Source organism: Carboxydothermus islandicus (assembly GCF_001950325.1).
Taxonomy (GTDB): domain Bacteria; phylum Bacillota; class Z-2901; order Carboxydothermales; family Carboxydothermaceae; genus Carboxydothermus; species Carboxydothermus islandicus.
The window spans coordinates 60,347-86,564 of sequence record NZ_BDJL01000055.1 but is presented as its reverse complement, the minus strand read 5'-3'; the positions used below and the strand labels follow the sequence as shown (position 1 = coordinate 86,564).

Sequence of the window (26,218 nt, the reverse complement as noted above, 5' to 3'; positions counted from 1 at the left end):
TTTTTAAAATTTAAAACAATTGCCCCCGAAAATTTGGTAACTCAACCGCAAAATGTGGCTTTTAAAGTAAGTTTTATTGTTGTTCGGGGATATCAAACCTATAATCTAAAAGTGAATATTAAGGGAAAGGAGGGTAGCAGAACAGTTAATTTCAATACTTTATTAGACAGGGGGGGAAAAAGTGAATAAAGGTATCTTGGTAACCGCTGCTGGTACCGGAATTAATTTAATGCTTGGGGTGCTTTACAGCTGGAGCGTAATAAAGAAAGCGTTAGTTGCCCAGGGCTGGAGTAATACCCAGGCGGCACTTCCCTATACCATAGCTTGTGCGGTTTTTGCGATTATCATGGTTTTTGCCGGCCGGCTCCAGGACCAGATAGGTCCGCGCAAGGTGGCAACGGTGGGGGGAATATTAATAGGTAGCGGAATGATTTTGGGCGGATTAATAACGTCCCTACCGGGTTTGATTATTTCCTTTGGAATTCTGGCAGGGACGGGAATTGGTCTTGGTTATGCGGCAGCAACTCCGGCAGCGGTGAAATGGTTCGATCCTGAAAAGAAGGGGTTAATTACGGGAATTGTAGTAAGCGGATTTGGTCTGGCTTCAGTATATATTTCACCCCTTACCACCTGGTTTTTAAATCATTTTGGCTTAGAGAGAACTTTTATCTATTTAGGTATGATTTTTTTGGTAATTACCGTTATCCTGGCTCAATTGTTAACCGACCCTCCCGCAGATTACCGGGCGACGGGAGCAACCGGTAAAACTTCAAAAATTAGTGTGGATTTTACCTGGCAGGAGATGTTAAAAACTTCCCGTTTTTATCTTTTATGGTTGATGTTTGCTTTTTCTGCTTCGGCGGGGCTCATGGTAATCGGTCACATTACAACCATTGCCAAAGATCAAGCCAACTGGGAAAAAGGCTTTTGGCTGGTGGCTTTGCTGGCAATTTTTAATGCTTCCGGCAGAATATTGGCGGGACTGGTATCCGATAGAATTGGCAGGGTCAACACCATGCTTTTAGTTTTCCTGGCTGGCGGGGTTAATATGCTTCTCTTTGGAACTTATCATACCATCGGCAGTATGGCTATCGGTACGGCAATTGCCGGTTTAGCTTACGGTGCTTTATTGAGCCTTTTCCCTTCGGCTACGGCCGATTATTACGGTACAAAAAATCTTGGAGTAAATTATGGTTTAGTTTTTACCGCCTGGGGTATTGGAGGGGTTTTTGGTCCGCTTTTAGCGGGTAAAGTGGTAGACCTGACGGGAAGTTACCTTTTAGCCTATAAAATTTCTGCTGTCCTTTTAGGAGGAGCGGTAGTGCTTGCTTTACTTTTAAAAATACCGCGGTATGTTCTGGCCAAAGCGTAATTTTAGGGACGGTTCTGTCAACCACCATTTTCTGTTCCGACAGAACCGTCCCTTTTGTTACTTTTTCAACATTACGCAGGAGGGAGCTAAGAGCTTAATGGCAGCTTCCATGTAGTTTTTTATTGGCTCGGTAGGGTCAAAAATGTCATTTATTCCAAGAGCCATAGCAACTAAATCGGTAATATCTTTTTGCCTTACTTTCGCATTTAAAGCATTAGAAGTATAATTCATCTGTGAACCGCAGCCGGCACAGTTAGTTACTATATAATCAGCCTGGGTGTCAATTGCCTCCTGAATCCGCTTTTGCCCTGAATAAGCAACGGTTGGCATAGAGTGGAACGATGCTACCAGACCGCAGCAGAGACCTTTTTCCCGGTTGTGCTGCATTTCTACTAACTCTACTCCCGGTAAAGCTTTTAAAACATTTCTCGGTTCATCGTAAATATTAAACCAGCGTCCGACATGACAGGAATCGTGGTAGGTTACCTTAACATTAAGGGGTTCTGTGAATTTTAGTTTTCCTTGTTCAATGAGACGGTTTAAAAATACGGTGACATGTTCGGTTTCAATATCCCAGTTAATTCCCAAGTGATGGGCTATTTGATGATAGTTTTCGGTAAAGGTAGCAAAACAGCCGGGACAGGAGAGAATTAATTTTTTAATACCCCGGGCTTTTAAATTTCGGTAATTTTCCCGGACTTTTTCGGCAAACTGTTCTTGATACCCGCCAAGAGCGTGGTATAAGCCGCAGCAACCTTCCGCATCACCCAGGTACACAAAAGGTACTCCTGCTTTATTCATTATCCTGGCTATGTTTTGCGGCATATTTTTCATGATGATACTTGCCCAGCAACCCGGCCAGTAGGCAATTTCCCCTTCTTCTACATATTCAATATCAGGAAGAAGCCAGTTTTTAGCCTCTTTTGGTACTCCCCAGAAGTTTCCGGTATTTACTACGTTCTCTTTAACTAAATCCAGACCGGTAATAATATAACCCTTTTCGTTAACTATCGGTCTTAAGCCAATCCAGCGTTCGGCGTTAGGTAAGTTGGTTTGACAGACCACATCGCACTTCTTGCAGGTGGTACACAGTACTAACGAGCTTACTAATTCTTCGTTAAGTTCAATTTCTCCTTTAGCATACTGGTTTAATAAATACCATTTACCTCTGGGAGAGTTCGATTCCCAGGGGTCGGGCATGAAGACGGTACAATTGGTTCGGCAAAAACCGCACTGGGCACAAATATAACTTTCTTCTACCATTTCTGCCGGTAGTCCCTTTACGGCTTTACCGTTGCCATTATCTTCTCTGCTGCCGCCTAACAGTTTACCGAGTCCGCCCAAGAGAGATTTACTGAAATTAGCGCTCTTCATAGCGGCGTTTAAAGCTTTTAAGGGAGAGTTTTTGTCTAAAGATGGAGGAAGAATTTTGCCTGGATTTAAGATACCGCTTGGGTCGGTTTTTTGTTTAAAGTTTAAAATTTTTGACACTAAATCTTTACCTAAAAACTCTTCCGCATAATCGGTAAAGTACATGCCAAGGGCAAAGATGCGACCATTCATTTTAAAAGCCAGATCATTTACTACTAACGAGTTGGCATAAAGGAGAGGGAAATTAAGCTTGCGCTCATCGGCTAAAAGGAAACCCAAGAAGGTAATTTGGTCTTTAGCAGCAAAAGTACCTTCAAAAGCAAATTCGCCTTTAAACTTATTTTTTGTTTCAGTTAAAAAGCGCCAGGCTTGATTTTTTGGCAATAAAACTTCGGAAGCTACAATTGACGGACCAAGACGTTTTAAACGCATGGGATAAAAACGGTTGTTCCATTCCTCTTCAGCAATAGCGGAGGGCATTATTTTTCCGCCAAACCGGTTTAAGGTTGCAGTAAGACTATCTAAATCTTTCTGGGTTGGGGATAGCAGGACAAAATTAAGAAAATATTTATCTTCAGGAAGAATATGGTGATTTTGGGCTTTTTGTTGAAGTTTTACAAATTCCGGGGACATTAAATTTACGGACCACAGGGGAAGATTTTCTTTTTCCAAACTATCCATTAATGAACTTAAATTTTCAAGTTCAGGAAAAGCTGCCAGTACAGGGACTTCTTCTTTTCTGGGCATAATTTTTATCGTAACTTCGTAAATTAAGCCGGTGATACCTTCTAAACCGTAAATTAATTTAAGCTCGTCACCGGCAAAAATTTTTTCCGTTCCGTCCCCCAGGATGGCTTTAACCTCTACGATATTTTCCAAAAAGCTTCCAAACTTATAACTACCGATTCCCGTGCCGCCCTGGGCAACCCAGCCGCCAACGGTGGAACCGGGATAGCTGGTAGGATAGAGCCGTAGCGTGTAACCGTAACGGTTTAGATACTCATCCAACTCCTGCCAGACAAGCCCTGGCTCAACGGTAACGGTTTGCTTTTCCGGGTTAAAGGAAATAATGTTTTTCATCCTGATAAAATCTACCACAATTCCACCTTTAGTAGGAACAGCTCCTCCGAAGCCAGCGGTAGCAGCGCCCCGGGGAACAATAGGGATTTTTGCCGTTTGCGCATAAATTACCAACTGTTTAATTTCTTCTTTGTTTACTGGCTGAACTACAGCGTCGGGTAGGGAGTTAAAAGTCTTTTTAACGGCACTCGGGATAACCCCCATGTCATGGCTGTAAAGAATTCTTTCAAGGTAATTATCCCGAAAACGTTCCTGAAAAATTTCCTTTAATTTTTCCATTTCTAAAACCTCCTGCAAAAATTATTTTGAGAAACTTGTAACAAAAAATTATAAGAACAGAAGCCCTTTTACACCGTTTCACCTCCTTGAAAGAAAGAATATTCTTTCACAAATATTTTTATAAAAAAGAATATTCTTTCTGTTACATTTAAAAAAATAAGATTACTTTTTTAAGGCATCAAATATTAGCTGGGCAGTGGTATCGATGATACTGGATAAAGGCTGGGTGATAATACCGTCAGTTTTTAATTCTATTAAACGCATGACAGGGCCGGAAATAAAAGCAGCTAAAAGTATCTGGTCTGCATCTTTAAAAGTACCTTCCTTTTGGCCAAACTCAACGATTTTTTTCACGGCTTCCAGGCCTTCAGCAGTGCAAATAGTAAAGTTGCAATCTAAAATTTCTTTGGGACGGGCGTGTAAAAGATAGTTAACGGTGATTAAATCTTCATCGGCCCAGTTAAACATCATTTCTACAAAACCACGAATTTTTTCTTTAGCAGTGGCCTTTGCTTCCACCTGTAACTGGTAACGGCTTAAAAAGCTTTCCACCGCATCTTCATGAATGACGCGGGCCAATTCCTCTTTAGAAGAGAAGTGGTGATAAATTGCCCCAATACTTACCCCGGCATCTTTGACAATATCCGGGATACTGGTTTGGTGGTAACCTTTTTCAACAAAGAGTTTCCGGGCTGATAGGTAAATTTTTTGTTTTATTTCTGTCTCTGGAGTTTTTTTTGCCAAATCCGCACCCCCACAGAAAGAACATTCTGTTTATATTATACCTTAAATTAAGATTTTGGCAAGGAGAAATTTTTGTGTTATTTTGAATATGTAACAGAGTTTTGTGGAGGTTGAGGCCATTGGAAGGATTTTGGGAAAAGTACCAGACTTTTATAGGAATTGCAGCAGAAAAATTAAAAGAAATAATTAACGATCCTCCTTTTCGCGGTTTAAGAATTAATCCCGGAAAAATCAGCAAAGAGGATTTATACCAGCGCTATGGATACTTAGAAGCGATTCCCTGGTGTCCGGAAGGTTATTATCTTTCTGAAGAAATGCTTTTGGGAAAAGACCCCTGGCACTGGGCGGGGGCATTTTATTTACAAGAGCCTTCAGCAATGCTGCCGGTGGAAGTTTTGGACCCTAAGCCGGGAGATAAGGTACTGGATTTGGCTGCTGCTCCCGGGGGTAAAGCAACGCAAATCCTAAGCAAATTAAAAGGGGAAGGAATTTTGGTTGCCAATGAAGTAAACTTTTCCCGGGCTAAAATACTGGCGGAAAATTTGGAACGGTGGGGCTATGAAAATTTTTTAGTTTTAAATGAAAGTCCGCTTAACCTTGAAGAAAAGTTTGAAGCTTATTTTGATCGGATTTTAGTGGATGCTCCATGCTCCGGGGAAGGGATGTTTAGAAAAAACCCCAGAGCTATTGATGAATGGTCCATTGAGCATGTTCTGGGGTGTAGCGTGCGCCAGAAAAAGTTATTAACCACTGCAGCAAAACTCTTAAAAGAAGGAGGTGTACTGGTTTATTCAACCTGTACCTTTAATCCCGAAGAAAATGAAAGGGTGGTAGCATGGTTTTTAAAACAAAACCCCAACTTTGTGCTGGAAAGTATTGAAATCAAAGGGGTTTCGCCGGGTATACCGGAGTGGGCCGAAAGTAACCTGGAGTTACAGAAAACCTTTAGGATCTGGCCTTTTAAACAAAAGGGAGAAGGACATTTTGCTGCACGAATGGTTAAGTTGTTTGATGATGGAAATAAATCGCATTTACCCAGGAAAGGTAAACCCGAAAGGAAAAAGATAAATATGGAAGAGTTTAGTAAGTTTTGGCAGGAATATTTTACTGTACCCGAGCCGGAAGTGGCCTTTAAAGGAGAAAAATTATTTCTCTTGCCGCAAAATTTGCCGGATATAAACGGTCTAAAGGTGGTTTGTGCCGGCAGAGAACTTGGCGAAATAAAAAAGGGACGCTTTGTACCGTCCCAGGCTTTGGCTTTTAGTTTGTTGAGTAAAAAATTTACTCGTGCCCTGGAATTGCCCAAGGAGCAGCTTCGAGCATTTATAAAAGGTGAAAGTTTTTCGGTACCGTGGGCGGAAGGCTGGTATTTAATCTGCGATGAAGGTGTAGCTCTTGGTTTTGGGTACGTCAAAAAAGGAGTATTTAAAAACCAATTAGCTAAAAATCTCCGTAGTTTCGCTTTTTAGCTGGTATAAGGTTTTTACAAAGACATCCAGCAAGTCGGGGTCAAAGTGGCTGCCACTGCAGTTTTTTATTTCGAGGATGGCTTCTTTGAAATTTAAAGGTTCACGGTACGGACGGGTTGAGGTCATGGCGTCAAAGCTATCGGCCAAAGTAATTATCCGCGCAAGTAAAGGGATATTTTTTCCCGAAAGACCGTCGGGATAACCGCTGCCATCGTATTTTTCATGGTGGTGGTAAATTATTGGAATCAAGGGTTTTAAAAAAGATATGGGCTTTAATATTTCGGCGCCGATAACCGGATGTTTTTTAATTGCACTTGATTCTAAAAGGTTTAGAGATCCCGGTTTATTGATAATTGCTTCATCAATCCAGATTTTACCCACATCGTGTAAAAGTCCTGCTAAATAAATAATTTTGAGGCTTTCCTGGTCAAGGTTTAAATTTTTGGCCACATGGTAAGACAGGATGCTTACCTGACGGGAGTGTTCTAAAGTGTAGTGGTCTTTAAAATCGATTAAGGATAATAAAACTTTTAACGTTTTGAATAAGGTTTTTTCTGCCTGGTTAAAATCAGAAAGTATTTCTTCTTCTATAGCAATGTGGTTTAAAATGTTAAAGCGGCTTCTTTTAATCTGGTACATGGCTTTATCGGCAAGATCCAGGACCATTTGCGGCGTCGGAGCAATCCCTAAAGTTGAAGCTCCCACCGAGGCTCTTATAAAACCGCGAAAACGATTTTTCCCAATAACATAAGTATATTGTTTGATTTTTTCTGATATTCTTTGGGCTACATTTAAAGCAGTTTGATAGTCAGTTGCCGGTAGTAAAACGGCAAACTCATCGCCACCGTAGCGAAAAACAAAGTCGTTTTTGCGCACGGAACTTTTTATGATTTTTGCGGTAGTTTTAATGATCTGGTCACCGGCCCTGTGGCCAAACATGTCATTAAACTTTTTAAAATTGTCCAGGTCGATCATGATAACCGAAAGGGGAAGCTTTGTTTGGTCTTCGGCTATTTTTAAAAGGCATTCCTGCAGGTAACGGTAATTATAAACGCCGGTTAAGAAATCCTGATAGATACCTTTTTCCAGCCGGTATAAGAGCTGGAGAGTTTCTATGACGTAAGCCGTATGATTTGCAAAAAAAGTCAAAAGTTCCAAATCTTCAATGGTAAAAAAGTCTTTTTCTTTATGAAATACTATAATAACCCCCAAAGTTTTGGACTTTCCGGCCATAGGAGCGGCAATAGCACTTTTATGACCATAGTAATTAACTATTTCTTTATTGGTAAGAGGAGAAGTGGTGGTATCGTTTATTAAAACAGGACGTTTTTCCTTAAAAACAAGACTACTGAGTCCCTTGTTTTTATTGATATTTTCCGGAATTGGCTTAGCGGCGGATGAATAATGGGATTTTAGTTCAAATTCATATTTGGGGTTTTTAGGGATGACAATATTACATCCTAAAGCCTGCCATAAATCTTTTAAGTAAAAACATACCTCCCTTAAGATGTCATCGGGATCTTTGAACTTTGCCAGTAACTGATGAAATTCATTTACCTTTTGCAGAGGATTTTTAAGATTGTTAACTCTAATATAGGCAGGTACAGGATTTAACATAATTACCTCCTGCTTGTATTTTATATAAAGTATTTCTACATAAGATGGTAAAATCCTTTTTAATTTGCAAAAATTGTGAAAAAGTATACATTGATTTTTATTTAAAAAGTGCAAATACTATCTTGTAAAACCTTTAAATATATCCTAATATACAAGAGGTGCATTTATAATATTTTTTGCGGAGGTAAAGTATGGATCTGAAAAAATACATTTATGACATTCCCGATTTTCCAAGTCCGGGAATTATCTTTCGGGATATTACTCCTTTACTGCAAAATCCCGAAACTTTTCGCCAAACGGTAGATTTACTGGCCGAAAAAGTGGAAGATTTAAAGCCTACCCACGTGGTGGCGATTGAGTCCCGGGGCTTTATGTTTGGGGCTCCTTTAGCTTATAAGCTGGGACTTGGTTTTGTACCGGTGCGCAAGGAAGGAAAGTTGCCCCGGGAAAGTATAAGTGCTTCCTATGATTTGGAGTACGGAAGCAACACGCTGGAAATTCATACCGATGCGTTAAAACCTGGAGATCGGGTGGTAATTGTTGATGACGTCTTAGCTACCGGCGGTACGATGAAGGCTACCGTTGAGCTTTGTGAACAATTAGGAGCACAGGTAGAAGCCCTTTTGTTTGTAATTGAACTTTTAGCTCTCGAAGGGCGGAAAAAACTTACCGGGAAAAAGGTTATTTCGCTTGTTCAATACTAAACCATAGCCCTTCCAGGCACCGGAAGGGTTTTATCATTTTCTTCAGGTGAAAATAGTGATATAATGACAGAAAAAGTGAGGTTAATTGCAATGAGCTTTCCTTTTATCGATTTCAATGGTAAAATAGCCCGCTATCCGATTATTCAGGGAGGGATGGCGGTAAAAATCTCTACTGCCGGTCTGGCAGCTGCAGTTGCCAATGCCGGGGGAATTGGTTTGATTGCGGCTTCCGGGTTAACTGCGGAAGAGCTGGTCGCCGAAATTAAAAGGGCCAGAAGTTTATCTTCCGGTATTATAGGAATAAACATAATGTTTGCAGTAACCCGTTTTAAAGAGCTGGTATTAACCGCTTTAAGGGAAGGCATTGATTTAATTGTTACCGGGGCGGGATTTTCGAGGGATGTTTTTGCAATGGGGAGGGAATTTCGTACCCCGGTGGTGTCTATTGTTTCCTCGGCTAAACTTGCTAAAATTGCCGAAAGCTATGGGGCAGCGGCAGTGGTGGTGGAAGGAAAAGAAGCCGGGGGTCATCTGGGTACGGATAAATCATTATGGCAAATCCTCCCGGAAGTGGTAAAGGCGGTAAAAATTCCGGTTATTGCTGCCGGTGGGATACTAACCCGGGGTGATATTAAAAAAGCTTTGGGAATTGGAGTAGCCGGCGTGCAAATGGCTACCCGCTTTGTTCTGACCCGGGAGTGTGAAGTACATGCAAATTATAAAAACTTATATTTAAAAGCCGGTACGGAAGATGTTGTGCTAATAGATAGTCCGGTAGGACTTCCCGGAAGGGCTCTAAAAAACCGATTCGTGGAAAGATTGCTTGCGGGAGAGGACTTAACTCCCCGGCGGTGTGTAAACTGCCTTAAAAAGTGTCGTCGGAATTTTTGTATTATGGAAGCATTAGAGCGGGCCCGACAGGGAGATATGGAAAATGGCCTGGTGTTTTCCGGGGAAAGGATCGGCGAAATTAAAGATGTTAAACCGGTTACGGAGGTTATAAGGGAATTATTTACGGGGGTGGAGTCATGAAAATTATTGTTTACGGAACACGGAAACGAGAGTGCTATACTTGAGGAACGCTTCCAACTCAGGAAGAGTTGGTAAAGTTTTTAAAGCCAAGCCTGGAACGTCGCTTTGGTAGCAAAGTAAGCATCCAGTTTGTAGATGTTGAAGGAGAAGAATTGCCTGAAGAGGTCCAGGAAAAAATGCAAAGGTACCCCTTGCCTTTGGTGTATTTTGAAGATAAGTTTAAATTTGCAGGTACGTTAAATTACTCGGTATTGGCAAAACATTTGGCGGAAGTAGGGATAAAGGAAGAATAAAACCGGGCCTAAAAGGTGCCCGGTTTTATAATGGGAGTATTTTTCATAACTTTTATAAATTTTACATTAACTTTGTTAGAAAAATGTAAAAATATCAGATTGGACCTTGAATTAGTATATTTTAACGGTAAAATATAAAAATGGAGGTGATAAGGTTATGAAAAACGGAGCGGTAAAAGGCTTGTTATGGTATGAAACCTACGTCAAGTTAATTACTGGTAATAACAAAAACAAGGAAAGAAAAAATTAATCTTCAACCCAGAACTCCCAGGCGCAGTAAAAATCATCCGGATGCTCGTCCGGCGGGCAGGCAAGACATCGGGTTTTAATCCGGGGATCTATGGTTTTAGCAAACCCGGAATATTCGGTTATTCCCACCGGTTTACAGGGAAAATCTGGTAAATTTTTCCGCTTGCGTGCTTCCTGAACCCGACAGGTTTTCATCCTGTAAGTTAATTTATTGCCTTCCCTGGAGATTTCCTGCTGGTTTAAAAAGCCATAAAGGCGAAACCGAAGGGCAATTTCTAAGGCTTCGAGGCCTCCGTTTTCCGGAAGTTTTAAAAAATCTTTAATTCGTTTAGCCTCGATGACAGTAAACTGGGCCCAGGCAGCTTCATCGAGCTCGATGGCTTTTTTTAAACCAAAATTTTTTTCCACTTCCAAAAACCAGAGGCCATCGTGAGCAAGCCATCTCTTAGCAAAATCCTCTAAAAGTTTTAAGGCCTGCTCTTTAGTTAAGTCTTCAGGTGTCATGCTTTTCCCCCCTCTTAAAGTAAAAATATTCAAAAAATTCCCCTTAAATTATTATTCGCTTTTTTATAAAAAAATCCTTTATAAGTTATTTTTTTATCAAGGGAAAAAGGAATTATTATAAACATTGTCGAATATTATCCACTTGAGGTGGGGATTTTGTCGAAAACAGGCGTTTCGGTGATTTTTTGTATTATACTATTTAGCACATCTTTTTTAGTACTGGCAACCAACCCGGTATTAGCTGGAGAGAAGGTTATCGTCGTTGGTGATAACGATTATCCCCCTTTATGCTATCTCGATGAAAGCAATAATCCTGCGGGATTTGATGTGGATTTAATTATTGCAATTGCCCGCAAGGCAGGAATCGACATTGAAATTAAGCTTTTACCCTGGGCTGAAGCCCGGAAAATGGTTGAAGAGGGTAAGGCCGATGTCCTTTTGGGGGTAAATTATACTCGAACCCGGGCCAAGCTGTATGACTTTACCGAGTCGTATCTGGAAAACCGTCAGGTAATTTTTGTTAGAAGCGATAACTATGTGGTAAAAAGCTTAGACGATTTACGAAACCTGAAGGTAGGTGTCCAAAGGGCGGATGTGGCTTTAGACTTTATAGGCGATTATCCGGATATTACTCTGGAGTATTTTGAAAACCAGCAACTGGCTCTTAAAGCCCTGGGACAGAATGAAGTTGATGCGGTAATTGGAAATTATTATACCGGTCTTTACTGGCTGCAAAAACTTAGTCTCGAAAATGAAATAAAAGTTGTGGGTATACCCCTTTCTATTACCAAGTACGGTTTGGGGGTTAAAAAAGGGCAAAACCAGGAGCTATTAAAAAAGTTAAATGGAGCTATCGTTAAATTAAAAGCTACCGGCGAGCTTGATAGTCTTAAAACCAAGTGGTTTGGAGAATTTCCTTACGAGAAAAGATTGTATTTTAACCGGATTCGTACATATGTTATCGTGGGAATCTTTATTTTTACCGCAATCTTATTATTTACTTTATGGTTAAACCGTCTTTTGCAGCAAAAAGTAGAAAAAGCTACCTATGAATTAAATTTAGCTTATCAGGAGCTTTCTGCTCAAAAAGATTTAATGGATAAAATGTTAGAACATGAATTAAACGGTATTATTACTTTGGATGAAAATCGCATCATAAAAAGAATAAACAACAGTGCCTTAAGGATTTTAGGAATTACCGATAAACAACTGGAAGGAAAGCACTTTTCTTTTACACCTCTTAAAGATTATTTTCCTGAACCTTTTTTGGAGCGAGCCTATCGGGGACAGACCTGTTCCCTTAATGAATTTCGAGTGAGTGTAGAGGGACAGACAAAATTTTTAAGCATGAACTTTATAAGCATTCCATCAATTAGGGCGGTATTAATTAACTTTAGAGATGTGACCGAAGAAAAAAAGAGCCTTGAGTTAATGATCAACCGGGATAAATTAATAACCGTTGGCCAGCTGGTAGCGGGTTTTGTTCACGAAATAAAAAATCCTCTTTTTACGGTGAAAAGTTATTTAGAACTGCTGCCGCTTAAGGCAAATGACCCGATCTTTCGGGAAGAAGTTATTAATATAATAAAGAATGAATTGGACCACGTACAAAAATTAATTAATGACTTACTTAATTACGCACGCCCGCAAAACTCGAAAAAAGAGATAGTTATTTTAGAAGAAGTAATTGTTCCATTATTAAATTTATTAGAACCTCAGTTTATTGCCAAACAAATAACGGTATTTAAAGAAAACTTAGGTTTTGCGGTTTATGCTGATCCCATGCAGTTAAGGCACGTTTTCATGAATCTTTTACTAAATGCAATTGATGCTATCCAGGATAATGGTGAGATAATAATTAAAGCTGCGGAGGACGGGGATAAAATAAAAATTGAGGTGCAAGATACCGGAATAGGTATCCCTCCTCAACATTTAAATCAAATTTTCAACCTGTTCTTTACCTCTAAAAAGGATGGCAACGGTATAGGGCTTGCCATCTGCCAGAAATTAATTCAGGAAAATGGAGGCAGTATTTTAGTCGATAGTACTCCGGGTGCGGGTACGACCTTTACCATTTTTTTACCCAAAGGAGTTCCCCTAAGCTTTCAACATGAGAAAGTAGGGTAAGTTTTTTTATTAAATCTTCTGGTAGCTTTTCCCGACCGTGATAAACACCGGCCAGGGCACCGGCAAGGGCAGCACGACTGTCGGCATCACCGCCTAAGTTGGCGGATTTAACGATAATGTCCAGGGGATTATCTTCGGCAAGGAAAATATAGACCGCTGCTTCCACGGTATCGGTGACAAAACCTCCGGTTTTTAAGTCACAGGCGTTTAAGTATGATAGACGGTATAATCTTTCCCGGGAAGCCCTGGCTTCGGCCAGGGTTTCCCTTTTTAAATAAAAGTCTGCTTTTTTTAAGGCTTCTTCGTATGCTTTTAAACGATTGGGGGAATTTAAAAGTTCTTTTAGGAAAAAGCCGGTAAAGACAATTAAATAGTCGGTAATGGGGTGAGGGTGAGTGACCCTTGAAAATCGTAAAGCATAATCGCGGTAAGTTTCATCTTCAGTGTAAAACAGGGCTGCAGGAACTACCCGGGGAAGGCTTCCGTTTCCGCAAAGCCTTTCACCTAATTTGGTTCGTAAATAACTTTTAATTCCTTCTATGTCGCTCCCTAACTGAGCATAAGCCTCTACTGCGGTTTTGGTAGCAGTACCGTACATTTCTGGTTTTTCCGAGACTGCTTGTTTCAAAGCTTCTAAAAAGGAATGAAAAGGGTTTTCCGGATTTTCTAATATTGCTTCGGCTGAGAGGGTTAAAAGCACGGTTTCATCTGATCCTTCTCCCGGGGGAAGGTTAAAAGGTCCACCGCCGGCTATGTCTTGAAAGACGCCATATTTATTGCGGATTTCCTTTTCTTCCATGTTTTCTAAAGTTACTCCTAAGGCATCTCCCAAGTAGAAGCCAAGAAGGCAACCGGTATATTTTTCTTTCATAAAACCTCTCCCTTACTCAAAATAAAACAAAGTTAGATAAACCATGGAAATTATTATTGATATCAACATTAGCGGAAAACCGTAAATAAAATATCTTGTATAACTTACAGGATAACCTTCTTTTTCGGCGATCCCGGCAACAATGACGTTTGCCGAAGCGCCAATAATGGTACCGTTGCCGCCAAGACAAGCACCTAAGGCCAAAGACCACCAGAAGCTATCCATTACTTCCGGGGGAAAAGCTGCGAGTTCGCCCATGGTTTTAATTAAAGGTATCATGGTGGCAACAAAAGGAATATTATCGATAAACGCTGAAGCTATAGCCGAAACCCAGAGGATAAACATTCCGGTTAGATATACATTGCCTTTAGTTAGTTCTAACCCCCAAACGGCTATCTTATGGATAACCCCGGTTTCTTCTAAAGCACCAACCATAATAAAAAGTCCTAAAAAGAAAAAGATTGTGGGCCACTCTACCCCTAAAAGGACGTGGTCAATATCCTTACCGGAAATTGCCAAAAAAACCATGGCCATAAAAAGGGCAACGGTAGCCGATTCTAAGTGCAGCACCTGATGAAAACTAAAACCTACAATTGTCAGGGAGACGATAATTAAACTCTTTTTTAATAAAAGATAATCGGTAATTTTGTCTTTGGGATCTAAAGCTAAAAGATTTTGTTTTAAGTTATCATCTACCGCAAAACTTTTTCTAAATAAAAAGTAAAAAATAATAGAAGTTACTGTAAGAATTACTAAAACTACCGGCGCAAGGTTAATTATGAAATCCATGAAGCCAAGATGGGTTTGACTACCGATCATTATATTGGGAGGGTCCCCAATTAACGTAGCGGTTCCGCCAATATTGCTCATGATAATTTGGTTTATTATAAACGGATAAGGAGAAATATTAAGGGCTCGGGTAATGGTTAAGGCTACCGGCACAATCAGTAAAACCGTAGTCACATTATCTAAAATTGCTGATAAAAAGGCGGTAATTAAACCCAGAACAATTAGAAGTGCTATAGGATTGGCCCGGGTGAGATGAACTGCTTTAAGGGCTAAGAACTCGAATAAACCGGAGTGCTTGGTAAGATCTACGATAATCATCATACCTAAGAGAAGGCCTAAAGTATTCCAGTCGATATAGTGGATTGCTTCTTCCTGGGTTAAGGTGCCGGAAATTAAAATCACGGTTCCGCCTAAAAGGGCGATGGCTGTTCGATTTATTTTTTCGGTAATGATAAAAAAGTAGCTTACTAAAAAAACGACAATTGCAATAGCCATTGCCTACCTCCTCGGTTTTTATTTTTATCTTACCATTTATTAAAGAAAAGTATCAAATTTAATACAAAAGCCGCGCTTTTGCGCGGCTTAAAGGGTTTTAAAAGTAAAACAGGAGAAGATAGCCCATAGAAATTACTATTGAAACCAGCATTAATGGAAAGGCTAATTTCATAAAGCCGATAAACGAAATCGGATAACCGTTTTTCTCAGCTAAACCCGCCACAATCACGTTAGCCGAAGCCCCGATTATCGTACCGTTGCCGCCAAGGCATGCTCCTAAAGATAAGGCCCACCACAGCGGCTCTAAAGCCTGGGGTGTCATACCTGCTAAAGCCCCCATCTTGTGAATTAACGGAATCATGGTAGCTACAAAGGGAATGTTGTCCACAAACGCCGAAGCTATCGCCGAAAGCCAGAGAATGAGCATTCCGGTTAAAGTGAAATTACCTTTGGTGGCTTCCAGGCCCCAGCGGGCTACCCGGTCGATAACTCCCGTTTCCACAAGGCCTCCTACTACGATAAACAAACCGAGGAAAAAGAAGATAGACGGCCATTCCACGGTTAAAAGCACTTCTTCCGGCTCGTCCCGGGTGATGGTTAATAAAAGGGCCGCTCCAAATAAAGCGATGGTGGCCGATTCTAAATGAAGAACTCCGTGTAAAATAAAGCCAAGAATGACGAGACCTAAAACAAAAAGGCTTTTCTTTAAAAGGGCAAAATCTTTAATTTCATCTACCTCATTTAATGTAAGTAACTGCTGTTTTACTTCTTGAGAAACGGAAAATTCCTTCCGGTATAAAAGATAAAGAATAAACATAGTAACTATGTGGATAACTATCACTACTGGAGAAAGGTTTACCAAAAAATCTAAAAAGTCTAAGTGAGTTTGACTACCAATCATGATATTGGGCGGGTCACCGATTAAAGTGGCGGTACCGCCGATGTTACTGGCTAAAACCTGGGAGATAAGGAAGGGAATTGGATTTACCCCTAACTTATCGGTTATGGTAAAGGTAACCGGGACAATCAGTAAAACGGTAGTCACGTTGTCCAAAAAAGCCGATAAGACTGCTGTAACTGTTGACAAAGCAATTAAAATATAAATCGGTTCCCCTTTAGCCCATTTAACAGCTTTTACTGCAAGATACTGAAAGACTCCGGTTTTCCTGGTGATGCCGACAATAATCATCATCCCGATTAATAGGCCCAAGGTATTCCAGTCGATGTGGTGAATGGCTTTTTCCTGGGATACTATTCCCAGGATGATTAAAAGAGTACCGCCCAAAAGAGCGGCAATGGCCCGGTGCAGCTTTTCGGAAATAATTAAGGCATAGGTCACCAAAAAGATGGTAAGAGCAATTAAAGATTGACCCATTTCCTTCTCCCCCTTTTAGTGGATTAAAAGCCGTAATTGTCACCATAAATTCATCTTAAATCATAATAAATCCTTTGTAAATGTTTGATAATTTAAAAACTTATTGTTTATAAAAAAGTATCTTTATTTGGGTGCATGGATGATTTAATATATTAGGAAAGAACTCCAAATTATAAAAATCTACAAAAGAGGAGTCGTTATGTTGTATAAAGTAATAGCAAAAAATTTAGTTAAAGGGAAAAAATGTATCCTGGTCTCCCGCTTATTTTCCGAAGATAAGCTTCTTTTAGCTGAAAACGGTGAAGTTCTTTTTGCCACTACCGCTAAATCGTTGGAGCTTAAAAAATATTACACCGGGGAAATTAACGAACCGGTATATTTAAAGGAGGAACAAATTTTCGTTGAACCTATTATCCCTCAAAGAAAACTTCTTATCCTTGGGGCAGGTCATGTGGCCCGGCCTCTGGTTACTTTTGCCCGGGAACTGGGCTTTCATATCACCCTTTACGATGACCGGCCAGCTTTTGCTACAAGGCAAAATATTCCGGGGGCCGATGAATATGTATGCGATAGCTTTGAACGGGTTTTAGAACATGTTAAACCCGCGGAAAATTTAGCAGTGGTAGTAGTTACCCGGGGGCACCAGCATGACCTTACCTGTGTGGAGCAGTTTTTACCTTACAAACTGGCCTATCTTGGCATGATTGGTAGCAGGACTAAAGTAAAGGCAGTATTTAAAGCTTTAACTGAAAAAGGCTTTACTGAGGAAGATTTAAAAAAGATTTACGCTCCTATTGGCTTAGACCTTGGAGGAAAGGAACCGGCTGAAGTAGCCTTGGCTATTATAGCTGAAATTCAGGCGGTTTATTACCATAAAACCCCAAAACATCGTAAACTCCCGGAGGTTTGATATGGAGACCTTGAATTTTGAGTTTTTAAAGGAAATAAATAAAATTCTTGAGGAACAACCAGGGGTGTTGGCCACGATAATTACAACCCATGGTTCAACTCCAAGAAAACCCGGAGCCCGCATGTTGGTTTTGCGAGATGGTACAACCATAGGTTCCATCGGGGGCGGGTGCGTGGAAGCGGAAATTAAAAGGGAAGCCCTGACTCTTTTTGATAATCCGCAAAAAAAGTATGCCTTAGTAAAAAGCAATTTAACTGACTTTTTGGCGGGAGAAGAGGGGATGATTTGCGGGGGAAGCCTGGAGGTTTATTTAGAACTTTTGCAACCGCCGGGGAGGATTTATTAAAATTATGGAGAAAGCTTACGGGATTCCACTGAATGAAGTTTTAGAAATGGAAGCCTACAGTGGAGTAAAGGTACTTGCTGGCAGGGCTGGTCTTAAAAGAATAGTTACTGGTGTTAATGTTATGGAAGTACCGGATATTTTGGATTGGGTAAAACCGGGGGAACTTTTATTAACTACCGGCTATGCTATTAAAGATGACCGGGAGGCACAGAAAAATCTGATTCCTTTACTTGCGGAAAAAGGGCTTGCTGGAATTGGTATTAAGCCGCGACGGTACTTAAACGAAATACCGCTTTTAATGATTGCCAAAGCAGAAGAATATAATTTTCCACTTTTAGAAATTCCTTATAATGCGTCGTTTAGCGATTTAATTAGTCCTGTACTGGCGGTTATTACCAATAAACAAAGTATTTATTTGCAAAAGATTATTGATGCCCACCGCCTTTTTACCAAAATAATTGCTGAAGGTGGGGGATTAAAGGCTATTGTATCACAGCTAAGTATGTTAATGAAAAATACTGTTTATGTTGAAGATTATATAAATTTAAAGCAGGTTTTTGTTTGCTGCGGTATTATAAATGAAGAGTTTGCAGAACTTAAAGCGGCACCGGTGGTTTCAGAAGTAGAAAAATTAGGTACGTTAGAAAGTGTTTCTAAAACCTTGGTGGAATTTAAGGGGAAGAGAATTGGCCGCTATGAAATAAATGTTAAAATAGGGGATGCTCTATACGGAAGGATCTTTTTGTGGGAGACAAGAGCCGAACTGTCAGAGATGGATTTAATTACCTTAGAGCGTCTATCAGCAGTTGTGGCTTTAGAAATTACCAAGGACAACTCGGTATATCAGGTTGAAAGAAGATACTTAAACGAATTTATTGATTATTTAATTTCCGGAAATATTTCCGATGAAGCTGAAGTGTTAGAACGGGGACGGCTTTTGGGTCTGGATCTAACTCTAAACTATGGAGTAGTTTTACTTCGACCCCAGGTATTGGAAAACGATGTTGGTCATTTACGAAATCTATTGTCAAGAGAAATTGAAAATTATGTCCGAAAAAGAAGTATTCGGTGTTTTTTAGGTACAAAAAGTGGAAATCTTATATTGTTTTTTGCGGTAGATGAAGCAAATGAAAAACTTCAGGAAAAAGAATTAAAAGCAAAAGCTCAGGAATTAAAAGAATACTTAGAAAAATTTCACAAAGTAAAGATTTTGGCTGTTACAGGAAGGGTCCATCCTGGTATTCGGGGTTTATCTACCAGTTATCGTGAAGCTTATAAAACTTTTCTAATCGCCCAAGAACAGCTGAATACGGATGAAGTTTTGTCCTTTTCGGATTTAGGAATTTTCAGGCTTTTATTTTCGCAGGAACAAAAGAAAGAAATAAACGAGTATTTGGCCGAAACACTTCTACCGTTAATAGAATACGATCGGGAAAAGGGAACTGATTTATTAAAGACCTTAGAGATTTATTTTGACTGTAACTTCAATTTAAAGAAAGTATCTGAAAGGCTTTTTACCCATTACAATACAATTGTTTATCGTCTTGAGAGGATTCGGGAGATTACAGGAATTGACTTAGAAAATGCTGAAGAACGTTTTAAGTTGGAGCTGGCCCTTAAGATAAGAAATATTGCAAACTTTACATGATGACTATGGCTTTGAGGGTTATACCCTTAAAGCCTTTTTTTATTTTGTTAATACCCATCAATTTATATCCTGTAATGTTGTAAAAATGTCATAAAGGAAATTCTTTAAATTGATGGAAAGTATAAATAGGCAATAAAAATTAGTCGAAAATTGGATTAAAGATATTTGAAAATTAACAATAAAAAGATGTGATTTTTGTGGAAAATATCAAACAATATTTTGGGATTTATATCGGGGAAACAGCTCGACAACTTCTTTTGCAAGGAATTGTTTTTCGTGTTCATTCGGTATTTAGGGATGTAGTTAACCTGATAGGAGAAGCTGAAGAATTGGTTACCGTTGCTAAACTGCAAAAAGGAAGGGCCTGGTATTTTTTAAATGTTGTTCCGGAAGAAGATTTTCTTTTAAATGTGACAAAAGATGATGTGTTTTACAGGGAAAGTGATAGCCTCTTATCAGACAAGGTGAAAATTAATTTTAAAGAAGCGGTTATCTGGCGAGGGGTAAGAGAAGAAGTTAGTAAAGAAGTTAACCTTGATGATTTAAAAAACATAAAAAATGCAGTGTTGCTGTTGAAGCCCTGGATTGCAAAATTTCTTTCGGAAAAGAAATTGGAAAAAATCAAAAAATTACCAAGTTTAAGTTTAGAAGAAGCTTTTTCAGAATTTTTAGGCTGGGGTGAAGGATTAACTCCCTGGGGGGATGATTTTTTAACCGGTTGGAGCCTGGTACTGGCGTTATTAGAGCCCCAAAAAGCTCGAAAACTTTATTTTGTCTGTGCTCCGGAAATTCGGGAAAAAACCAATTTAATAAGTTGTCAGCAATTACTTTCTGCGCTTTCTGGCCAGGGGCATGAGTTTGTGGAGAAATTTCTTTTAAACTTATTAAAGCGAGGTATTTTTGATCAATGGAGTTTTGAAAGGATTTTAAAATTTGGTGCCACCTCTGGTGAAGGGTTAATTACCGGAATGTATTTTGGCTTGAAACAAGAAGAAAGGGAGTTGATGGGATGAAAAAAATTATTATTAAGCCCAACCTTTATTACGACTCAGTAACTTTAATGAGAGTTTCCCAGGCTTTAAGTGAGGTTCCAGGAGTAGTAAACGCAATGGTGGGTATGGGTACTGACTTAAACAAAGACTCATTAAAAAACTTAGGACTTTTTGACGAGCAAGTAGAGAAGGCTTCGGCAAATGATCTAATTATTGGCTTAGAGGTTTCTACTGAAGAAGCTTTAAACCAGGCTTTAACGGTTTTAGAGCAGCAGTTAACCAAAAAACGGGAAGAAAAGGGTGGCAGTGAAAAAGTCTATACCGGTATTGAACAAGTAGTGAATGAAGATCCGGAAGCCAATATTGTTCTGATTTCAGTCGCTGGGATGTATGCGGCCCGGGAGGCAAAGAAGGCTTTATTAAATGGTCTACATGTATTTTTGTTTAGCGACAATGTTTCGGTTGAAGAAGAAATTATGCTTAAGGATTTAGCATTAGAAAAAGGACTTTTGATGATGGGTCCTGACTGCGGTACAGCCTATATTAATGGAACAGCGTTAGGCTTTGCCAATAAAGTTAAAAAAGGGCCTATTGGTATTGTTGGGGCCTCTGGTACTGGGACGCAGCAGGTAATGGTGCTTATTGACCGTTTTGGTTCAGGAGTAAGTCAGGTAATTGGGACTGGCGGTCGTGATTTGTCTAGGGAAGTAGGTGGCAGGATGATGAGCTTTGGGATTAAGATGTTGGCGGAAGATCCTGAAACAAAAGTCATAGTAACAGTTTCTAAACCGCCGGCACCGGAGGTAGCTGAAAAGATCTTATCATTATTGAAATCTATTTCAAAACCAGCGGTGGTTTGCTTCTTAGGTAGTGACCAGACCGGCTTTCAGGGAAACGACGTTGTGGTGGTAAATAACCTTGAAGATACTGCAACTATGGCGGTAAAACTGGTTAATTCTAAATTTTCTGGTACCAATGGAGACCAAGAGGTCTTAGCTAAGATTGTAAATGAGTTAAAAGGGAAATTAAATCCCCATCAGAAATACCTAAGGGCCCTTTATGGTGGTGGTAGTTTAGCTGATGAAACAATGCAAGAATTATTAAAGGATGGTTTTGAAGTATTTTCTAATATTCCGTTAAAACCTGAACTTGCCTTGCCGTCACCGTTAGAAAGTCGCGGGCATACAGTAATTGATTTAGGTGATGATTTCTTTACCCGGGGTAAACCCCATCCGATGATTGAGCCTGCTCTTAGAGTCCCACGAATAATTAAAGAAAGTCTTGACCCAGAAACGGCAGTTGTTTTGATGGATGTTATTTTAGGTTATGGCTGCCATAAAGATCCTGCAGGAGTTACTGCTCAGGCGGTTTATGATGCGAAGGAAAAATTAGCAAAAGAAGGTCGAGAAGTAATTTTCATCGGGGTTTTAGTAGGTACTGAAGGGGACCCGCAAAACTACCAGGAACAGGAAAGAAAGCTCAAAGATGCTGGGGTGCTTGTGGTAAACAGCAATTACCAGGCAGTTAAGCTTGTAAAATCAATACTTGGGTAAACGGAGGGAAAGTGATGGAATTATTTCGTCAAAAATTAAAAGCTATAAACTTGGGTAATAGAGATTTCGCGGAAGATTTAAGGGCTCAAGGTACGGAAGTATACCATTTAGAATGGGAACCACCTGCCAGGGGTAAAAAAGAACTTATTGATATCCTGAATTTAATAGAAGATGACCCGGAGATTGAGAAAGCCAATAAAATTGCTTTGGAGAAATATTTTAACTCCCAGCCAGTTTTAGTTAGCATTGGGATAGCCCGGGAAGTAATTCCGGGGATGGATGAAGATACGTTACTGCATGCTGGTCCACCTATTACCTGGGAGAAAATGTCTGGACCATTAAGAGGGGCGGTTATTGGAGCTCTTATCTATGAGGGACGGGCAAATACTCCCGAAGAGGCAGAAAAACTTGCTAAGTCAGGAAAAATTAAATTTTCGCCTTGCCACGAACATAATGCTGTGGGGCCGATGGCTGGAGTTATTTCACCCTCAATGCCGGTTTTTATCGTTCATAACGTAACCCACGGTAATTATGCCTATTGCACATTAAATGAAGGATTGGGCAAGGTACTGCGGTATGGGGCTTTTAGTGATGAGGTGATTAATAGACTACGCTGGATGGAAAAAGTCTTAGCTCCAGGCCTAAAAAAAGCCATAGAACTCTCCGGGGGTATTGATCTAAAAACAATAATAGCTCAGGCGCTTCATATGGGGGATGAACTTCATAACCGAAACAAAGCTGGTACATCTTTGTTTATCAGAAATATTGCTCCATATTTAGTAAAAGCCGGGCTTCCAGACAGTGAGCTGGTAGATATTTTGAATTTTATCAATAGTAACGATCACTTTTTTCTGAATCTCTCTATGCCTGCAGCTAAAGTAATGCTTGATGCTGCCCATAACATCCCCAAAAGTACTTTAGTAACCACTATGGCGAGAAATGGTACGGAGTTTGGGATAAGGGTTAGTGGCCTTGGCAACCGTTGGTTTACTGGACCCGCCCAGATGATAAAAGGGCTTTTATTCCCCGGTTTTAAGGAAGAAGACTGTAACCCCGATATTGGTGATTCGGCAATTACAGAAACTGCAGGATTCGGTGGCTTTGCCATGGCAGCAGCTATTGCTATTGTTCAGTTTGTCGGAGGTACGCCTGAGGATGCCCTAAACTATTCAAGGAAGATGTATGAAATCACAATAGCGGAAAATCGTGTATTCCAAATACCAATTTTTGGTTTCAGAGGTACTCCTACCGGAATTGACATTAGAAAAGTTCTCTCGAAAAATATTCTTCCTCAAATCAATACGGGTATAGCCCACCGGGAGGCTGGGATTGGCCAGGTAGGAGCCGGACTGGTTAATCCGCCTTGGGAATGCTTTGAGAAAGCCTTGTTGGCCTGGAAAGAACAGTATCTGGGGGAATAACTAATGGTTCAAAAACCACTACACGGCTTAAAAGTATTAGATTTAACCAGGGTATTAGCTGGCCCCTACGCTACCATGATTTTGGCGGATATGGGAGCAAACGTTATTAAGGTAGAAATGCCCGGTAGAGGGGATGATTCGAGGGCTTTTGGTCCATTTCTTCCCGATGGCACGAGTGCTTATTTTGCCAGTTTAAATCGGGGGAAAAAAAGTATAACGTTAAACTTAAAAAAAGAAAAAGCCAGGGAAATATTTTTAGAACTTGTGAAAACTTCCGATGTTTTAGTAGAAAATTTCCGACCCGGCACCATGGAAAAGCTTGGGCTTGGCTATGAGAAGCTTAAAGAAGTAAATCCACGTTTGATTTATGCCGCTTCTTCCGGTTTTGGCCAGACGGGACCTTACCGGGAAAAACCTGCCTATGACATGATAGTGCAGGGGATGGGCGGCATCATGAGTATTACCGGAGAACCGGGAAGGCCTCCTGTGCGAGTAGGGGTATCGATTGGAGATATTACTGCCGGGCTCTTTACGGTAATTGGGATTTTGACCGCTTTATACCAGAGGGAAGAAACGGGTGTGGGGCAGATGGTAGATGTATCAATGCTTGATTGCCAGATAGCAATCTTAGAAAATGCTATTGCCCGTTATGCAGTAAACCGCGAAGTACCAGGACCTTTGGGAACACGGCACCCATCCATTACGCCCTTTCAGGCATACCCCACCCAGGATGGTTATGTAATTGTTGCTTGTGGCAACGACACTCTTTGGGAAAAGTTCTGCCGGGCAATTAAAAAAGAAGAGCTTCTGGCGGATGAAAGGTTTGCTACTAATCCTTTAAGGACTAAAAATGTTGAAATATTAGAGGAAATATTAAAACCGGTTTTTCAAGAAAAAACCACTGCGGAGTGGCTTGTGATTCTGGAAAATGCTGGGGTACCTGCAGGTCCTATAAATACCGTGGATAAACTTTTTGACCATCCACAAGTATTAGCCCGGGATATGCTAAAAGAAGTAATAACTCCAGCGGGTGACCGACTGGTAGCGGCAAACAATCCTATAAAGCTTTCCTATGCCGATACCAATTTAAATCCCGTTGTTCCCGCTTTGGGTGAGCATACTCGGGAAGTATTGGAATCCTTAGGTTTTGGAGATAAATATGACGACCTTGTAGCTGAGGGTGTTATTTAGGCTTAATGCCTGTTAAATAAAAAATCTTATAAAAGGAGTGTGGTTTTCATGATTAAAAATTGGGACAAAGTAAAAATGTATGACTTAACCCAGCCGTTAAGTCACCTGACGCCAGCCTGGCCTACTTATGAACCTTTGCAGATTAAATTTTTTAAGCGCTTGGCTCCCAATGGAGCCAATGGTCAGCTTATCACCACTTCCAACCATGTAGGTACCCATTTAGATGGTCCGCTTCACTTTGTAACCCATGGCAAGGATATCGCCAGTCTGCCGTTGGAACACTTGGTAGGACCTGGGGTAGTAGTTGATTTAAGCGATATAGCTGAAGATTACGGAATTTATACCAGTAAAGACATTATGGAAAGGGTGGAAGTTAAGGAAGGGGATATTTTAATTATCCACACCGGCTACCACCACTACTCCTGGGATCAGCCTACCGCTGATGAAGTAAGGTATATGGTGAAGCACCCTGGCCCGACCCGGGAATTTGTGGACTGGTGTTTAAAAATGAAAATCAAATGGATTGGCGTTGACTGCGGTTCTGCTGATCACCCAATGAACACCAAAATTAGGGAATGGATGCCGCACCATGCCAAAGAAGCCGATAAATACCTGAGAGAAAAATACGGCAAGGGTCTGGATGAATTCTTCCCACCGGAGGATTATCAACAAATGCATATTGCTCTCTTCCCATATGATATTATCCATGCAGAAAATTTGGGCGGAGATATAGATAAAGTTTTAAATAAGCGGTTAATCATCGGTTGCTTCCCCTGGCGTTTTGTAGGCGGTGAATCTTCTATTTGCCGTATCGTAGCCTTTGATGAGGAGTAGGAGGAAGGAAAATGGCAACTCTGGTCCTCGCCATTGGCGGTAATGCCATAACCAAGCCTAATGAAAAGGGGACCTTTGCCGAACAGGTCAAAAATATCCGGAAGGTAACAGATCAACTGGTCGAGCTGGTGGCAAAAGGCCACCGGCTCGTTTTAGTACACGGCAATGGTCCGCAAGTAGGAAACCTCCTTATTAAAAATGAACTGGCTAAGGAAGTTGTTCCGGCTATGCCTCTTTATGTTTGTGTTTCCAATACCCAGGGTTCGTTAGGCCTGGGTCTCCAGCAGCAGTTAAAAAACAGCCTGAAAAAAGCAGGAATCGATAAAGATATTATTACGATGATAACGCAGGTAGTGGTAGATCCTAATGATCTCGCTTTTACCAATCCTACCAAACCAATTGGACCTTTTTATACGGAAGAAGAAGCGAAAAAGCTCATTGCCCAGCAAGGCTACCACATGGTAGAAGATAGCGGGCGCGGCTGGCGACGGGTGGTTCCCTCACCGGTGCCCCTGCGCATTGTGGAAGCCCGGGCAATAAAAAAAGCGTTAGAGCAGGATATGATAGTTGTAGCGGCGGGTGGTGGTGGAATACCGGTTATGGAAAAAGATGGTGAACTTTATGGTGTAGATGGAGTCATTGATAAAGACCTGGCAGCCTTAAAGCTTGCTCTGGAAGTTAATGCCGATATATTGTTTTTACTAACCGGTGTTCCCAAGGTAGCGATAAATTTTGGTAAACCAAATGAAAAACAGTTGGATAAGATGACAGTGGAAGAGGCGGAACAATATTACCGGGAAGGCCATTTTCCTCCTGGCAGTATGGGACCAAAAATTAGAGCTGCTATTGATTTTGTTAAAGCAGGTGGGAAAAAGGCGGTAATTGGTTTACTGGAAGAAGCCTTAAGTGCGGTGGAAGGTAAAGCGGGAACTACCATAACGAGGTGATTGGA

The 26,218-nt window shown here is 40.6% G+C and carries 22 protein-coding genes; 15 read left to right on the top strand and 7 right to left on the bottom strand.

Annotation, left to right across the window (positions count from 1 at the left end):
• The first annotated feature begins 181 nt into the window (after window positions 1–181).
• Window positions 182–1,372 carry an L-lactate MFS transporter gene (locus tag ciss_RS08585; protein WP_075865913.1) on the top strand — a complete coding sequence of 397 codons (1,191 nt, stop codon included), beginning with the start codon at window positions 182–184 and terminating at the stop codon, window positions 1,370–1,372.
• A 57-nt stretch (window positions 1,373–1,429) separates the two neighbouring features.
• On the opposite strand, the gene ciss_RS08580 is transcribed toward ciss_RS08585, so the two are convergent.
• Window positions 1,430–4,102, bottom strand: coding sequence for an FAD-binding and (Fe-S)-binding domain-containing protein (locus ciss_RS08580; RefSeq protein ID WP_075865910.1), 2,673 nt, complete (start codon window positions 4,100–4,102; stop codon window positions 1,430–1,432).
• A 162-nt stretch (window positions 4,103–4,264) separates the two neighbouring features.
• Entirely contained in the window at window positions 4,265–4,846 is a 582-nt protein-coding gene (locus ciss_RS08575; RefSeq protein WP_075865908.1) for a TetR/AcrR family transcriptional regulator, read from the bottom strand.
• 119 nt (window positions 4,847–4,965) lie between these two features.
• Here ciss_RS08575 and ciss_RS08570 point away from each other — a divergent pair, with 119 nt between their 5' ends.
• Window positions 4,966–6,315 (top strand): RsmB/NOP family class I SAM-dependent RNA methyltransferase, encoded by a 1,350-nt coding sequence (locus tag ciss_RS08570; RefSeq protein ID WP_143298524.1) that lies wholly within the window; start codon window positions 4,966–4,968, stop codon window positions 6,313–6,315.
• Here ciss_RS08570 and ciss_RS08565 read toward each other — a convergent pair.
• Entirely contained in the window at window positions 6,283–7,932 is a 1,650-nt protein-coding gene (locus tag ciss_RS08565; protein WP_075865903.1) for a diguanylate cyclase, read from the bottom strand. The two genes, ciss_RS08570 and ciss_RS08565, sit on opposite strands and share 33 nt — an antisense overlap.
• A gap of 191 nt (window positions 7,933–8,123) precedes the next feature.
• Here ciss_RS08565 and ciss_RS08560 point away from each other — a divergent pair, with 191 nt between their 5' ends.
• The 3 genes from ciss_RS08560 (at window position 8,124) to ciss_RS08550 (ending at window position 9,961) form a co-directional block, all read left to right on the top strand.
• Complete coding sequence (locus tag ciss_RS08560; RefSeq protein WP_075865899.1) at window positions 8,124–8,636, top strand: adenine phosphoribosyltransferase; 513 nt, start codon at window positions 8,124–8,126, stop codon at window positions 8,634–8,636.
• 63 nt (window positions 8,637–8,699) lie between these two features.
• Window positions 8,700–9,668: an NAD(P)H-dependent flavin oxidoreductase gene (locus ciss_RS08555; protein ID WP_201787788.1), complete on the top strand. Its 969-nt coding sequence runs from the start codon at window positions 8,700–8,702 to the stop codon at window positions 9,666–9,668.
• Between the two features lie 68 nt (window positions 9,669–9,736).
• Window positions 9,737–9,961, top strand: coding sequence for a hypothetical protein (locus ciss_RS08550; protein ID WP_075865894.1), 225 nt, complete (start codon window positions 9,737–9,739; stop codon window positions 9,959–9,961).
• Between the two features lie 246 nt (window positions 9,962–10,207).
• Here ciss_RS08550 and ciss_RS08545 read toward each other — a convergent pair whose 3' ends face one another.
• Window positions 10,208–10,714: a DUF6125 family protein gene (locus ciss_RS08545; RefSeq protein ID WP_075865891.1), complete on the bottom strand. Its 507-nt coding sequence runs from the start codon at window positions 10,712–10,714 to the stop codon at window positions 10,208–10,210.
• Window positions 10,715–10,870: 156 nt separating this feature from the next.
• Here ciss_RS08545 and ciss_RS08540 point away from each other — a divergent pair, with 156 nt between their 5' ends.
• Window positions 10,871–12,841 carry a transporter substrate-binding domain-containing protein gene (locus ciss_RS08540; RefSeq protein WP_075865889.1) on the top strand — a complete coding sequence of 657 codons (1,971 nt, stop codon included), beginning with the start codon at window positions 10,871–10,873 and terminating at the stop codon, window positions 12,839–12,841.
• Here the strand turns inward: ciss_RS08540 and ciss_RS08535 are convergent.
• The 3 genes from ciss_RS08535 to ciss_RS08525 all read right to left on the bottom strand — a co-directional run bounded on the left by ciss_RS08535 (window position 12,783) and on the right by ciss_RS08525 (window position 16,371).
• Window positions 12,783–13,712, bottom strand: a complete 930-nt coding sequence (locus ciss_RS08535; RefSeq protein WP_075865886.1) for an ADP-ribosylglycohydrolase family protein — start codon at window positions 13,710–13,712, stop codon at window positions 12,783–12,785. The two genes, ciss_RS08540 and ciss_RS08535, sit on opposite strands and share 59 nt — an antisense overlap.
• A 12-nt stretch (window positions 13,713–13,724) precedes the next feature.
• A complete protein-coding gene (locus ciss_RS08530; protein ID WP_075865883.1) occupies window positions 13,725–14,996 on the bottom strand; it encodes an ArsB/NhaD family transporter in 1,272 nt (423 codons plus the stop codon).
• A gap of 97 nt (window positions 14,997–15,093) precedes the next feature.
• Window positions 15,094–16,371: an ArsB/NhaD family transporter gene (locus ciss_RS08525; protein ID WP_075865880.1), complete on the bottom strand. Its 1,278-nt coding sequence runs from the start codon at window positions 16,369–16,371 to the stop codon at window positions 15,094–15,096.
• Window positions 16,372–16,570: 199 nt separating this feature from the next.
• On the opposite strand from ciss_RS08525, the gene ciss_RS08520 reads away from it, so the two are divergent.
• From ciss_RS08520 to arcC, 9 genes are all read left to right on the top strand, one after another.
• Entirely contained in the window at window positions 16,571–17,281 is a 711-nt protein-coding gene (locus ciss_RS08520) for an XdhC family protein (protein WP_075865877.1), read from the top strand.
• Between the two features lies 1 nt (window position 17,282).
• Window positions 17,283–17,627 (top strand): XdhC family protein, encoded by a 345-nt coding sequence (locus ciss_RS08515; protein ID WP_077177524.1) that lies wholly within the window; start codon window positions 17,283–17,285, stop codon window positions 17,625–17,627.
• A 4-nt stretch (window positions 17,628–17,631) separates the two neighbouring features.
• Window positions 17,632–19,275 carry a PucR family transcriptional regulator gene (locus ciss_RS08510; protein ID WP_075865874.1) on the top strand — a complete coding sequence of 548 codons (1,644 nt, stop codon included), beginning with the start codon at window positions 17,632–17,634 and terminating at the stop codon, window positions 19,273–19,275.
• Between the two features lie 197 nt (window positions 19,276–19,472).
• A complete protein-coding gene (locus ciss_RS08505; RefSeq protein WP_075865871.1) occupies window positions 19,473–20,288 on the top strand; it encodes an oxamate carbamoyltransferase subunit AllH family protein in 816 nt (271 codons plus the stop codon).
• Window positions 20,285–21,820 carry an acyl-CoA synthetase FdrA gene (gene fdrA, locus ciss_RS08500; RefSeq protein ID WP_075865868.1) on the top strand — a complete coding sequence of 512 codons (1,536 nt, stop codon included), beginning with the start codon at window positions 20,285–20,287 and terminating at the stop codon, window positions 21,818–21,820. The genes ciss_RS08505 and fdrA overlap by 4 nt, the downstream gene beginning before the upstream one ends.
• 14 nt (window positions 21,821–21,834) lie before the next feature.
• On the top strand, window positions 21,835–23,241 hold the full coding sequence (locus ciss_RS08495; RefSeq protein WP_075865865.1) for a YlbE family protein: 1,407 nt from the start codon (window positions 21,835–21,837) through the stop codon (window positions 23,239–23,241).
• Window positions 23,242–23,244: 3 nt separating this feature from the next.
• Complete coding sequence (locus ciss_RS08490; RefSeq protein ID WP_075865864.1) at window positions 23,245–24,432, top strand: CaiB/BaiF CoA transferase family protein; 1,188 nt, start codon at window positions 23,245–23,247, stop codon at window positions 24,430–24,432.
• A gap of 48 nt (window positions 24,433–24,480) precedes the next feature.
• Entirely contained in the window at window positions 24,481–25,266 is a 786-nt protein-coding gene (locus tag ciss_RS08485; RefSeq protein WP_075865861.1) for a cyclase family protein, read from the top strand.
• A gap of 11 nt (window positions 25,267–25,277) precedes the next feature.
• Window positions 25,278–26,213, top strand: a complete 936-nt coding sequence (gene arcC / locus ciss_RS08480; protein ID WP_075865859.1) for a carbamate kinase — start codon at window positions 25,278–25,280, stop codon at window positions 26,211–26,213.
• Window positions 26,214–26,218 lie beyond the last annotated feature (5 nt).

Excerpts from the sequence above, each read along its gene's own strand:
- ciss_RS08580 (WP_075865910.1), bottom strand. The coding sequence starts at position 4,102 with ATGGAAAAATTAAAGGAAATTTTTCAGGAACGTTTTCGGGATAATTAC.
- ciss_RS08565 (WP_075865903.1), bottom strand. The coding sequence starts at position 7,932 with ATGTTAAATCCTGTACCTGCCTATATTAGAGTTAACAATCTTAAAAAT.
- ciss_RS08560 (WP_075865899.1), top strand. The coding sequence starts at position 8,124 with ATGGATCTGAAAAAATACATTTATGACATTCCCGATTTTCCAAGTCCG.
- ciss_RS08555 (WP_201787788.1), top strand. The coding sequence starts at position 8,700 with ATGACAGAAAAAGTGAGGTTAATTGCAATGAGCTTTCCTTTTATCGAT.
- ciss_RS08545 (WP_075865891.1), bottom strand. The coding sequence starts at position 10,714 with ATGACACCTGAAGACTTAACTAAAGAGCAGGCCTTAAAACTTTTAGAG.
- ciss_RS08535 (WP_075865886.1), bottom strand. The coding sequence starts at position 13,712 with ATGAAAGAAAAATATACCGGTTGCCTTCTTGGCTTCTACTTGGGAGAT.
- ciss_RS08530 (WP_075865883.1), bottom strand. The coding sequence starts at position 14,996 with ATGGCTATTGCAATTGTCGTTTTTTTAGTAAGCTACTTTTTTATCATT.
- ciss_RS08525 (WP_075865880.1), bottom strand. The coding sequence starts at position 16,371 with ATGGGTCAATCTTTAATTGCTCTTACCATCTTTTTGGTGACCTATGCC.
- ciss_RS08520 (WP_075865877.1), top strand. The coding sequence starts at position 16,571 with ATGTTGTATAAAGTAATAGCAAAAAATTTAGTTAAAGGGAAAAAATGT.
- ciss_RS08515 (WP_077177524.1), top strand. The coding sequence starts at position 17,283 with ATGGAGACCTTGAATTTTGAGTTTTTAAAGGAAATAAATAAAATTCTT.
- ciss_RS08510 (WP_075865874.1), top strand. The coding sequence starts at position 17,632 with ATGGAGAAAGCTTACGGGATTCCACTGAATGAAGTTTTAGAAATGGAA.
- fdrA (WP_075865868.1), top strand. The coding sequence starts at position 20,285 with ATGAAAAAAATTATTATTAAGCCCAACCTTTATTACGACTCAGTAACT.
- ciss_RS08495 (WP_075865865.1), top strand. The coding sequence starts at position 21,835 with ATGGAATTATTTCGTCAAAAATTAAAAGCTATAAACTTGGGTAATAGA.
- ciss_RS08490 (WP_075865864.1), top strand. The coding sequence starts at position 23,245 with ATGGTTCAAAAACCACTACACGGCTTAAAAGTATTAGATTTAACCAGG.
- ciss_RS08485 (WP_075865861.1), top strand. The coding sequence starts at position 24,481 with ATGATTAAAAATTGGGACAAAGTAAAAATGTATGACTTAACCCAGCCG.
- arcC (WP_075865859.1), top strand. The coding sequence starts at position 25,278 with ATGGCAACTCTGGTCCTCGCCATTGGCGGTAATGCCATAACCAAGCCT.